The following is a 12,930-nucleotide window of genomic DNA, read 5'->3' as shown; positions in this document are numbered from 1 at the left end:
TCTTTTATCTTCTGCATGGAAATAAGCGTAAAATTAAAATCCTGAAAATTGAATATATTCTCGAAATTTATTCTAAAATATTGTTCACAGTACCGAGAAAAACGAGCAAGTTGCAAGAAATTTATTTTACCTTTAATGCCTAAATAAAACATTAGCAGGTGGAATATAAAATTTTTTCTTGTCTGCTTGATATTTGAAAAAATATCTGAACTTAAAGTATTAAGTATAAATGCATTAGCATTTGGATATTCGTTGGTTGTCATTACTTTATAGATTTTGGTCAATCTACTAAGATATTGATAATCAGCGAACTATCCAAGTTATTTAATGCTTATTTTGTTGAAAATCAATCAATTATATCTATTTATAACGAACTATTGTATAAAATTAAAAAAGACTCTAAACTTTTTTCCTTTTTAAAAATCGTACCAGCTCCCCTATCCACAATACAAAAGAGGTTCCTCCTATAATTATACCCCAGTCTTGTATAGTCAGCGGCATAGTACGGAAAACGTCGCCACCGAAGGTAACAATTAATACCTGTCCGACAAGGATAATCAGAGCCACAAGTTCGAATCCGGCACTTTTGCTCAATCCGGCAAAGGCTGATTTACCACTGGCATAGGCTTTTGCGTTAAACATATTCCAGAATTGAAGCAATACGAATACCGTAAAGAAATAAGAAAGGAAATAGCGTTCTCTGTCTCCTTCGGCAATATAACTAAAGAATGAATTCAAATGAGCAGGGTCTGCAAAATAGTACATCATACCCAGAAGCAGGACAACAAACAGGATACCTGTAATGAGAATATGCTTAGCAATAGAGGATGTTACAATAAAGTCGCTGTTCTTCCTCGGCTTGCTATTCATCACATTCGGGTCAGGAGGCAGCGAAGCCAGAGCACCCGCGGCGAAAGTATCCATTATCAGGTTTACCCATAGCATCTGCGTTACGGTCAAAGGCAATTCGTGCCCAAATATAGAACCCAGGAATACAATGAGAAGGGCAGCCACATTGATGGTCAACTGGAACAGCAGGAACCGTTGTATATTCTTGTAAAGGGATCGTCCCCACATCACCGCGGTGGCGATACTGCTAAACGAATCGTCAAGCAGCGTTATATCACTCGCTTCTTTAGCCACTGATGTACCCGAACCCATCGACAGCCCTACATCGGCATAGTTAAGGGCAGGAGCGTCATTCGTCCCGTCTCCGGTTACAGCTACGATTTCATTCCTTTTTTTCAGCAGATGCACAAGACGCTGTTTATCGGTAGGACGGGCACGGCACATTATCTTCAAATCTTTTACCCTGTCAAAAGCTTCCTCGTCCGACAGGTTTTCGAAGTCTACCCCGCCTATTATATTGCGGTCGGTATCTTCATCGTCTTTCCAAATCCCTATCTGGCGGCCGATCTCTTTAGCCGTGCCATAAGTATCGCCTGTCACTATTTTCACGCTAACACCTGCCTTCAGGCAACGCTCTACAGCCTCAGGTACATCAGGGCGTACCGGATCGGATATTCCGGCAATGCCAAGAAAGATCAGATCCCCGTCTATTAGTTCTTTTAGGGCAGCCTTCGAATCATCTACATACTGGTAAGCAAAACCAAGCGTACGCATTGCCTGATTCTGGTATTGTAACAGCTGGCTGTCGATCGCCTGCTTATATTCGCTTACGGAAACCATACCCTCGGCAGTTGCCACAAATTTACATTTGCCAAGTACCACCTCGGGCGCTCCTTTTATATAAAGTACCTTTTTTTTCAGTTTCGGGGAGTCTACGAATGTAGCCATAAATTTGCGCTCTGTGGAGAATGGCAATTGATCTATAATTTCCTCTTTATTACGGATATTGCTATATAATATCTTATTCTTGTTCAGCCAAAGCAGTAACGCCCCTTCGGTAGGGTTGCCCAGTGCCGAAATCTTCTTCGGATCGGAAAAATCGAGGAACGCGGTAGAATTTACCGATATATTACCAATCACAAGACGGCTGATCTCACTATCGGTCAGGCGTTGGTCTTCCAATCCGTAAAAATTGGTATTCGCTACCTGCATCTGGTTTTGCGTCAGTGTGCCTGTCTTATCGGTGCAGATAACCGTTGTGGCTCCCATTGTTTCCACAGCATGCATCTTGCGCACGAGGTTGTTCATCTTCAACATGCGGCGCATACTCAGGGCAAGGCTGAGTGTGACACTCATCGGCAAACCTTCGGGGACGGCGACCACCACCAAGGTAACAGCGACCATAAACGCCTGCAGAATCTCCGTAGCGGTATCAAGGTTTATCCACGAATGGGCAGCTAACGGATCGACACCGAATAAATACCCTGACGCGGCAACAACAACCGTTGCCAACGCCCCTGTAAATAACCATCGCAGCCAACTGCCTTCCTTTACAGATTTAGGCAGTTCCGAATTTTTACCCAGAAGTTCACACCCACCATATAATATAGGCAGCCATACTTTTATCATACCGATGATCACACCAAGCATAACGGCACCAAGCAGGGCTAACTGCCTGTTCTGGATAGGCACTAGCGGATCAAGGATTACATCTTTGAACAGAAGAACGACAAAAGTGAGCACTGCCAGAATAAGGCCTACCACCCCGATAAACTTAGCCAATGAATCCAACTGGCGGTTCAACGGTGTTTCTCCCTCAACTTTTTCGGTAGCCTTCACGGCCACCTTTCCAAACTCGGTGGCGTCTCCTATCCTGTGTACTTCAAAAACCCCGTGCCCGTTGATAACCTTTGTTCCGCGAAGCACCCAGTTTGAAGGATAGGTAACCCCCTCCTCAAAGTGTTCGGGATCGATCGTTTTATCAATACTAAGCTCTCCGGTAAGGCAGGATTCGTCCATCTGCATCGATACGGCTTCGAGCAGTTCACCATCGGCAGGAACCTCATTTCCTATTTCAAGCAGGACAATATCTCCTACAACGATATCTTTCTTGGCTACCTGCCCTACATTCCCGTTACGCATTACCATTATCAGGTCTTCGTCATTTACCTGATTGAGCACATCAAATTTCTTGCTGGCATCCATCTCGAACCAAAACGAAACGCCCGTAGCTAAAAGGATAGCGCAAAAAATACCGATGGTTTCTATATATTCGTTATGAATAATGGAAATACCCAGTGAAAGAAAAGCCGCTATCAGTAATATGCGGATAATAGGGTCTTCAAATTTCTCTAAAAAAAGTTTCCAGAGGGGTTCTTTCTCGGGAGGAGTAAGAATATTGGCGCCATGCTTCTGCCTGCTCTCTTTAACTTGTTTATCGGTAAGTCCTGTATAATTCTTTCTAGCTTCCATTATTTATAGGTTATGTCTTTTTTTAACAATCAAGTATCTGTAATAGTTATACAAAAGGAACAAAGTTACGCTCATTTAACATAAAAACAGAACGGATAACGGTTAATTTATTGTTACGGATATAAATCTGTATAGGTGGCGGCGCCTGCCCACCCCTACGCAATATCTTCAAGAAAAATCAGCACTTGCAACTTATGTGACAATTCTTATCTATACCATGTTTATATCTTTGATCTTGCCTCAATATGCAAACGATAAAAAAAACGTCTAATGCAGGGTGAATATCACTACATTTAGTGATTGACGGCTATTTTTAGTTTCCCTACTTTTGTAAATCAACTGAAAAACGATAATCCCAACACTCCTGAAAAGAATGAATTTAAAACATATTCTTTTGTTCATCTTCCTCTTTTGCACTATTATTGATAGTATTCATGCAGATGATATACCTATTGACAATGATTCTATAAAGATGAGATATACGGCAAAAGAAGTGGTGATAGAATCTTTTAAGCAAAACAGCGACATTTCCGTCCAACCCATCTCTGCATCTATTCTTTCAGCGAGTATAATTAAAGAAAATAATATCGTCCATATAAAAGAAGTATCTGCTTTTGTGCCCAATCTTTTTATGCCTGATTATGGCTCCAAGATGACTTCGCCTGTCTATATACGCGGCATTGGCTCTGCGAAGAACGCTCCATCAGTGGGGTTGTATGTCGATGGTGTTCCCTATTTCGACCGTTCTACATTCGATATAAATATCAGCGATATCGACCGCATCGAAGTATTAAGAGGCCCGCAGGGAACAATATACGGAAGAAATACAATGGGCGGCATTATCAATGTATTTACTAAATCTCCTCTGAAAACTACAGGTACCAATATAAACCTATCCGCAGGCAATTATAATACATATCAGACCGCAATTTCGCATTATGGAAATGTGGATAATAAAGTAGGCTACTCCCTCTCAGGCAACTATATGCACGCCGGCGGCTACTTTATGAACAAGACCACCGGAAAACGTGCCGACCCTATTGGCGCTGTATCTACACGAGCCAGATTAAGCTGGCGCATTATGCCTCGACTGACGGCAAATCTTATCCTCGCTTACGAATATTCCGATCAGGACGGTTACCCGTACCGCATCTATGATAAGGAGACAAAGAAGATGGAAGACATTAACTATGATGCACGGAGTTTCTATCGCCGCAATATGTCTACCAATGGGCTCAATATAGAATATGTGACGGACAATTTCAAACTGGGTTCACAGACTTCATTTCAGTTTTATGACGGAAAGCAGGGACTCGATCAGGATTTTTCGCCCGAAAACCTCTACTATGTGGATTTCTACCAGCGCCAGCAAATGTATTCACAGGAGTTTAATATCAAATCGTTGAGGGAGGATAGTAACTATAAATGGCAATTCGGGATATTCGGATTTCATCAAAATTACTTTCAGGTTAATGATGTGGACTACCGTAGCTCAAAGAAGCATGTGCTGCAAAATGTGCATAACCCTACCGAAGGGATTGCACTGTATCACCAGTCCACCCTGAATGATATATTTATTCCCGGACTTTCGGCTACATTCGGTATCCGTTACGACTGGGAAAGAACGAAGTCTTCATTGATACGGACAACCAAAAATCCGGATGCTAAACCCGATGTTGAACCGGAAGTAAAGATAAAAGACCATTTCTCGCAAATAACACCTAAAGGGTCTATACAGTATGCTTTCAATCGGGATGGACTGGCATACTTCTCTGTCAGTAAGGGATACAAGACCGGAGGTTTTAACAATACTGCCGATGAGGATAAAGACCGCACCTTCGACCCCGAGCATAGCTGGTGCTACGAACTGGGAACGAAATCGGGTTTTCTTGATAACTTATTGTATCTCGACCTGACTCTTTTTTATATAAAATGGAACGACCAACAGATTTCGCAAACCAAGCCGACTGGACAAGGATTCCTGATTCGCAATGCGGGAAAGTCGGAAAGTAAGGGCATTGAGTTTTCGGCACAGGTAAATCCTGTGAGAAACCTCAGCTTTCAGTTGTCATATGGTTATACACACGCCAAGTATAAAGAGTACAAAGAAAGTGAGACAACCAGCTACGATAACAATTACCTGCCGATGGTGCCGAAGAATACGCTTGCCATATCGGCCAATTATACAATAGAAACAAATCAGCAGTGGCTCGACAATATTATGCTGAATGCGCAATATACCGGAGTGGGCAAAATATACTGGAACGACACCAACGATGTTGAACAATCTTATTACGGGCTGTACAGCGGTAAGGTTTCTTTTGTCAAGAAACAATTTTCATTAGACCTGTGGGCTAAGAATATCGGATCAAAGAATTATATTGCTTATTATTTTAAGTCGTCCGGCGATTTTGTGCAAAAGGGCAAGCCTTTTACATGTGGGATAAATGTGAATATGAAATTTTAAGGGATTATGGATAAAATTATCTTATATATGCGAATCAGGAGTTGAGAAACTGGCTTGAAAAGCCTTATCTTCATAACCGCAGGCGAGCGAAGCGTTGCCTGCGGAAGCAGTATGAGGGTTGACTCTGCCTGAAAAGGCAGAACAAAACGCTAATAAAATTTTTAAGAGAGTGAAAGAGTTCTGCCTTCCAGGCAGTAGCTCTATCGTTTATGCACTGCCGCAAACTGCGCTACGCTTGTATGCGGTTATGAATATATTGCCTTTCAGGCAAGATGTGATTTATTTTTCAACTCTTGATTCGCATTATATAGTAGCTGTTAGATTGTAGATTGGCAAAAAAGTAACAGGAAAAGCATTGGAAAAAGTGTCACATTTGCATAGTACATGACAAAAAATAATATAAAGCCTGTTACTATCTATTATACTGCCCTTACAGGGCGAATCCAGATAAGTGGATTTATTCTACCCAAGGCGCTGCCATTGGGCTGAAATATACTGCCCCTTCAGGGCGTTTTGATAAAACAGGCTGTAAGCCTAGCATAATTCAGCCTAGGGCAACGCCCTAGGAAAACAATAGGCGAAGTACCTGCGCCCTGTAAGGGCAACATAATAAATCCTTTAAATATATGTAAAATATTTTTTGTCATGTACTTAGCACCTTTGTCACTTTTTAGCAATTCCCGGAGAGGAAGGACTGAATATTTTTTATTAAAACACGGAGAAGCATGGAGTTGTTTCGTCCTTTCAGATTTAACTACAGACCGTTGGTTGTCATGCCGGAACGAAGCATCTCGTACCTCTTTTTTAGAGTCGAGATCCTTCCCTACGGTCAGGATGACATGCGACAGTAAACATTTTAGAAAACAGGCAGGTGTTGAACTGCTTTCAACCCCTGATTCGCATAATTAATTAATATAAAACAGGTGATTACAAATCCCCTGCGACGGAAGACGGAGGAAGCAAAAAGTAACAATAAAAAACACGAAAAACCTGTCACTTTTGTCACTTTTTAACAATTAAAGGACTGAGAACATCAGTCAGCAATTTACCGATAACTGAAAATATGGGAGTAAACATACAAAAAGGAGGAAAACTATTTACATTCTTTTGCCTGTACATAGCACAATCTATACCGATGAGCTTTTTCTCAACGGTGATACCTGTTATCATGCGGCAGAATAACTTTTCGTTGGAAACAATAGGTATGCTCCAACTGCTTAAGCTCCCGTGGATACTGAAATTCCTATGGTCTCCTATGGTTGACCGCTCCACGTTTAAGATAGGAGACTTTAAACGATGGATATTCTCTTCCGAACTGATATATGCTGCTTTTATATTTTCTGTATCTTTCCTCAACTTCCAGACTACGCCCTATCTCATTATCGGGCTTGTGATATTATCCTTTATTGCTTCGGCCACGCAGGATATTGCAACCGACTCGCTGGCAGTACTGTCCTTTAGCAAGAAAGATAAGAGCCTGGCAAACAGCATGCAATCGATGGGCAGCTTTGCCGGGGCGATGATTGGCGGAGGCACCTTGCTACTGCTTTACCATAAGTTAGGATGGGGCAATCTGTTGCCGTTTCTCGCCCTGTTTGTCATTCTTGCGCTAATACCTCTCGTCTTCTTCAGAAGAGGGCACAATCAGGAAGTAATCAGGACTAAACAGGAAAAAAAACCAACAGCGGACGACATATTAGGCTTCTTCAAGCAAAAAGGCATCTGGAAACAGGTCGTTTTCCTTTTCCTGTACTATGCCGGGCTTATCGGTGTGCTGGCTATGCTGAAACCCATGCTGGTAGATTACGGATACAATATAAAAGAGATAGGTATAATGTCGGGCATAGTAGGTACATCTATCGGCTGTCTTGCTTCCTTTGGTGGCGGCTTTGTAGTACGCAGGATAGGACGGCATGCGGCGCGTATATTATTTGCTGTCTGCACATTGACAACGACTATCTATTTCTGCCTGCTGGTATCGGTATTACCCATAAATATTGCTACCTTGCATCTTGGGATTTCCTTACTGTGGGGTAGTTACGGTATGGCGGTTATCGTTGTGTATACCACTGCTATGGATTGTGTGCGTCCCGGATTTGAGGGTACCGACTTTACTATACAAACTGTGATAACCCATCTGAGCGGTATTATTATGGGGGTAAGTTCGGGTAAGATAGCTGCCATGATAACATACAAAGGGCTGTTTGTGGTAGAAGTGTGTATAACGGCAGTGTCATTGATATTTATATTGTTTGCATTCAGCAGGCATCCCACCCCGGCCCTCCCCAAAGGAGAGGGAGAAAGTAAACCACTACAAGAGAATGAATAAAATGATTATCAATATATAAAACAAAATCCTCACTTTGCGTCTCCTCCCCTTTTGGGCAGGGTTGTTAAGTTCTGATTTAATTGCCTCCACTTTCAAGTGGAGGAATATGGTTTAGAATCAGAGAATGGCTTTAGCCAAACCTTTTTGACTAAAGTCTTTCCTTAGAAGCCTTTTATCCACGCCTTGAAAGGCATGGCAATATCAAAACTTAACAGTCCTCCCCTTTTGGGGGAGGCGGGAGGGGGTGGTTGCTTATATGAAACAAGAATTACTCAAAAAATATAGTATCCCGGTACCGCGATATACCAGTTATCCCCCGGCCAACTTCTTCAACGAATCACTCTCAGCTGGTTCGTACAGGGATAATATTGTAAAATCGAATGAGCAGAATCCTCAGCATATATCCATTTATATACACATCCCGTTTTGTTATCAGATGTGTTTTTATTGTGGTTGCAATTCTCAATTATTAAAGAATGACCATGTAATAAAGGACTATATAGATGCTTTGAAAAAGGAAATACGGATGGTGCTACCCCTACTCGACCATAGCCGCAAAATATCGCAAATACATTATGGAGGGGGTACTCCTACATCGCAACCGGTATCGGTGCTAAAGGAGATAAACCAAATGATTCTTTCAGAATTTGAGTGTATCCAAAATCCGGAAATTGCTATCGAATGCCATCCCGGATATATGGATGAGGCATACTGGGATGAGCTGATAGATGCGGGCTTCAATCGTATCAGTATCGGGGTACAGGACTTCGATGAAGATGTGTTGAAAGCATCGAACCGCAAACTATCGCGCATACCGGTGGCAGATATAGTGAAGATACTGAAGGATAGAGGGATGTCGCTGAATATGGATTTCATATATGGGCTTCCATTGCAAACACCAGCATCTTTTGCCAAAACTATAAATCAGGCTATATCGCTGAAGCCGGATAGGATAGTAACCTTCTCCTACGCCCATGTTCCGTGGGTGAATGAGTTGCAGAAGAATCTGGAAAAGATTGGACTTCCGTCTGTTTCTGTAAAGAATGAAATATATGAGACAGCAAAACAGTTACTGATTGATGCCGGATACAAGGCCATAGGGCTCGACCACTTTGTACAGCCTGGCGATGAACTATACGAAGCACTGCAATCTAAGTCTTTGCACCGTAATTTTCAGGGATACTGCACCCGCCGTACCACAGGGCAGGTATATGCTTTCGGTATCACAGGCATCAGCCAGCTAGCCAATGCATACAGCCAGAATACAAAAGACCTGAATACATATATCTCGCAGGTAAATGCAGGGCAATATCCGATAGCTAAAGGCTATGAACTGAATAAGGATGAACAGATTACACGCGAAGTGATTGCTTCCCTGATGTGCAACTATACAGTTAGTTGGAGGGATATAGCAAGCCGGATGGACGCATCTGTGGATGAAGTAAAATCCGCACTGAATTACAATTGTGAGCAATTGGCTGATTTTAAGAAGGATGGAGTGATTGAGTTTACAGAAGACTATATCACCGTTGTGCCGGAAGCCGCGCCATTCGTGCGGAATGTTGCGGCTTCGCTTGACAAGTTGATGTTGAATAATGAGAAAAAGTACTCTAAGCCGGTATAACTTTAATCTTCCGGTTCTACCCAGTCGCCATTATCCTTAATCAGTTGCACAAGGCGCTCGACCGCTTCTTCCGAAGATATATTCTTTTCTATAAGATGCTTCTTTTTATATAAGGAGATCTTTCCCTTCTCCGCGCCTACATAGCCATAATCAGCATCTGCCATTTCTCCGGGACCATTGACGATACAACCCATCACACCGATCTTGAGATGTGTCAAGTGCGAAGTAGCGCCTTTTACCAATGCAACAGTCGTCTGCAAATCGAACAACGTACGCCCGCAACTAGGACAGGAGATATATTCGGTCTTGCTGGTACGTACGCGCGAAGCCTGCAGGATACCAAACATATAGGCATCTATATTTTTCAGCGGAATTTCGCCATCGTTCTGCAACATGATACCGTTACCGAACCCATCGAGATACAACGTACCAAAATCGGCTCCGCCTTTTATCTGTATATCCTCTGCCTCATTCTCGGCATACCTGCGGCCAAATATAACAGGTGTATCGCAATCGTTATTCATCAGGGTATGCACAAAAGCGCGATGCTCCCCTATCCCATTCACATGTTGTGTATCTATAATCAATACAATAGACTTATCATTCTTCAACAAAGCGATCACATCCTTGTTCAGGTCAGGATAAGACAACCGCAGGAATTTAACCACCGCATCCGTCTCTTTAATCTTATTCCGGTTCGACCGATCAAACAATGGGTAAGTATTCTTCTCTCCTTTCCATCCATCAATGTCTATAATGGAAGGAATAGCACGGGGAGCGGCCACAGGCAGCTCTTTCCCCACATATATATAATCAGGCAGGAAATGGCTGTTCAGTTCAAAATTGCCCTGCGAGCGGTCTGAAATAACTACAGGGACATTGTCTCCTCCTATATTTCCTACCACATACGTTTCCCTGCGATCGGTGGAAAAAGGAGAGAACCTATCGCTTGCCTCTGCCACAATTTCGGGATGGTTTTCCCTCTCCTTGATATAAGCGACCAGCTTTCTGGCTACCGGAATCTCATATTCGGGGTCTTCACTCAGCGAAACACGTATCGTATCGCCAATGCCATCGGCTAGAAGCGAGCCAATGCCTACCGCCGACTTTATACGCCCGTCTTCGCCGTCTCCGGCTTCGGTCACACCCAGATGCAGCGGAAAACTAAGCCCTTCCTGCTCCATGCGGGCAATGAGTAAGCGCACGGCCTTCGACATCACTACCGTATTGGATGTCTTCATCGATATGACAATATCCCTGAAGCCTTCTTCGATACAGATGTGCAGAAACTCCATACACGATTCTACCATCCCCTCGGGTGTATCTCCGTAACGGCTCATAATACGGTCCGACAACGATCCGTGGTTCACACCGATACGGATAGCGGTCTTATGTTCTTTGCATATATCCAACAAGGGGATAAGCTTCGCCCTTATTTTACCTATCTCCTGCGCGTATTCCTCGTCAGTGTATTCAAATGTCTCGAAAGTCTTTACCCGGTCTACAAAGTTTCCCGGATTGACACGCACTTTCTCCACAATTTTGGCTGCAGCCTCCGCCGCGCGCGGATTGAAATGTATATCCGCGATGAGAGGCGTATCGTAACCGCGCCCGCGTACTACATCTTTTATATTCCTGAGATTTTCGGCTTCGCGTACACCCTGAGCCGTCAGGCGTACATAATCGGCTCCGGCTTCTACAATCCTTATTACCTGTTCGGCACTGGCCTCCGTATCATTGGTATTGGTGTTGGTCATCGACTGCACCCTGACAGGGTTATTACCCCCCAGAGGCGTATTACCTATTCTGGTTTCGGATGACTGGCGTCTTTTATAATTGAAGTAATTCATATGAACTTAAATCGTTTTTTTTAATTGGAATCCGAATAATATAACAAAGATAGAGTTTTTTTGTTTCGTTAATCCATTGTGCATAATAAGTTATGTTTACATACATTTAAAGGGCAATATAACATTTTGTCATGTACTGTAAATAGACCCTGTTTTTTTAACTAAGTATTAAGTAACTGTTTAAATTTTATTTGTTCAAATTTTTAGAGATGTTACTAAAAAGTGACAATTGAATTGAAAATCGACGGAGTCAAAATCGACGGAGCGAAGCGTAGTCAAATGTGACACTTTTTTCATTACTATTACTTGTTACCTTTTCCCTCCAACTATATCAAAAGAACGCTTTATGTCCCGAAGGGACTGAACATGGATAACCACGGGTAAAGCCCGTGGCAGGACTGACTGAAAGACAATGTCTCCGTAGGAGGCAAATAGCGAAAAACAGTCCCGTTCGCCTCCTACGGAGACGGGCTCTTCCTTTCTGCTTTTGCCACGGGCTTTACCCGTGGTTATCCATATTAGCCCGCTTCGCGGACTTAGAAGCCTGACCGTAAAACAGAAATAGCAGGCTACTGCAAAAAAGTGACAATAGTGACACTTTTTTCATTCCTTTTCTCTGTTACCTTTTTTCCTACGATTATATCAAAGAGTTCTTTATAAGTAATGGAAAGTATTTATTGTAACATTAGTTGTCTAACCCTTCCCCCTTCGGGGACTTCCCTTTATCAAAAGGGAAGAGTGCCTGACGGATCAAACGGCACCTGTCTTCGCTTTGCGACTCTCCCCTCGCTTCTCCCTCTCCTTTTGGGGAGGGCCGGGGTGGGGTCGGGAGTGCCCAAAGGGAGAGGGGTTGAACTATAATAATATTTTTTGTTCTGCACTGCAAAAAAGTGACAATAGTGACACTTTTTTCATTACTTATCCCTGTTACCTTTTTCCTCCGATTATATCAAAGAACGCATTATGTCCCGAAGGGACTGAACATGGATAACCACGGGTAAAACCCGTGGCAGGGACTGACTGAAAGACAATGTCTCCGTAGGAGGCAAATAGCGAAAAACAATCCCATTCGCCTCCTACGGAGACGGGCTCTTCCTTTCTGCTTTTGCCACGGGCTTTACCCGTGGTTATCCATATTAGACCGCTTCGCGGACTTAGATGCCTGACCGTAAAACAGGAATAGCAGGCTGCTGCAAAAAAGTGACAAAGGTGCTTAGTACATGATAAAAAATATATACTATCATTCTAACCCTTCCCCCTTCGGGGACTTCCCTTTATCAAAAGGGAAGAGTGCCTGACGGATCAAAAGGCACCTGTCTTCGCTTTGCGACTCTCCCCT

General features: G+C 43.0%; 6 protein-coding genes. 3 read left to right on the top strand and 3 right to left on the bottom strand.

Annotated elements, in window-relative coordinates; translation table 11 throughout:
- Together D0T84_RS22640 and D0T84_RS18970 are read right to left on the bottom strand one after the other, a co-directional pair.
- Positions 1–263: hypothetical protein (locus tag D0T84_RS22640; protein ID WP_370525460.1), on the bottom strand; the 263-nt coding region annotated here is incomplete at its 3' end.
- 136 nt (positions 264–399) lie between these two features.
- Positions 400–3,321, bottom strand: a complete 2,922-nt coding sequence (locus D0T84_RS18970; protein ID WP_163309431.1) for a calcium-translocating P-type ATPase, PMCA-type — start codon at positions 3,319–3,321, stop codon at positions 400–402.
- A gap of 373 nt (positions 3,322–3,694) precedes the next feature.
- On the opposite strand from D0T84_RS18970, the gene D0T84_RS18965 reads away from it, so the two are divergent.
- The 3 genes from D0T84_RS18965 (at position 3,695) to hemN (ending at position 9,741) form a co-directional block, all read left to right on the top strand.
- The gene (locus tag D0T84_RS18965) at positions 3,695–5,788 is read left to right on the top strand and encodes a TonB-dependent receptor (protein WP_163309430.1); all 2,094 of its coding nucleotides are present in this window, start codon (positions 3,695–3,697) and stop codon (positions 5,786–5,788) included.
- A 1,063-nt stretch (positions 5,789–6,851) separates the two neighbouring features.
- Complete coding sequence (locus D0T84_RS18960) at positions 6,852–8,117, top strand: MFS transporter (RefSeq protein ID WP_163309429.1); 1,266 nt, start codon at positions 6,852–6,854, stop codon at positions 8,115–8,117.
- 256 nt (positions 8,118–8,373) lie between these two features.
- The gene (gene hemN / locus D0T84_RS18955; protein WP_163309428.1) at positions 8,374–9,741 is read left to right on the top strand and encodes an oxygen-independent coproporphyrinogen III oxidase; all 1,368 of its coding nucleotides are present in this window, start codon (positions 8,374–8,376) and stop codon (positions 9,739–9,741) included.
- A 2-nt stretch (positions 9,742–9,743) separates the two neighbouring features.
- Here hemN and D0T84_RS18950 read toward each other — a convergent pair whose 3' ends face one another.
- Positions 9,744–11,591, bottom strand: a complete 1,848-nt coding sequence (locus D0T84_RS18950; RefSeq protein WP_163309427.1) for a 4-hydroxy-3-methylbut-2-en-1-yl diphosphate synthase — start codon at positions 11,589–11,591, stop codon at positions 9,744–9,746.
- Between the last annotated feature and the right edge of the window lie 1,339 nt (positions 11,592–12,930).

The organism is Dysgonomonas sp. 521, from assembly GCF_010501055.1.
GTDB lineage: Bacteria > Bacteroidota > Bacteroidia > Bacteroidales > Dysgonomonadaceae > Dysgonomonas.
The sequence above is the reverse complement of the archived record's forward strand: the minus strand, read 5'-3'. Positions and strand labels throughout refer to the sequence as shown.

Bases quoted from the DNA above. Each gene is read 5' to 3' on its own strand.
- D0T84_RS18970 (WP_163309431.1), bottom strand. From the start codon at position 3,321: ATGGAAGCTAGAAAGAATTATACAGGACTTACCGATAAACAAGTTAAA.
- D0T84_RS18965 (WP_163309430.1), top strand. From the start codon at position 3,695: ATGAATTTAAAACATATTCTTTTGTTCATCTTCCTCTTTTGCACTATT.
- D0T84_RS18960 (WP_163309429.1), top strand. From the start codon at position 6,852: ATGGGAGTAAACATACAAAAAGGAGGAAAACTATTTACATTCTTTTGC.
- hemN (WP_163309428.1), top strand. From the start codon at position 8,374: ATGAAACAAGAATTACTCAAAAAATATAGTATCCCGGTACCGCGATAT.
- D0T84_RS18950 (WP_163309427.1), bottom strand. From the start codon at position 11,591: ATGAATTACTTCAATTATAAAAGACGCCAGTCATCCGAAACCAGAATA.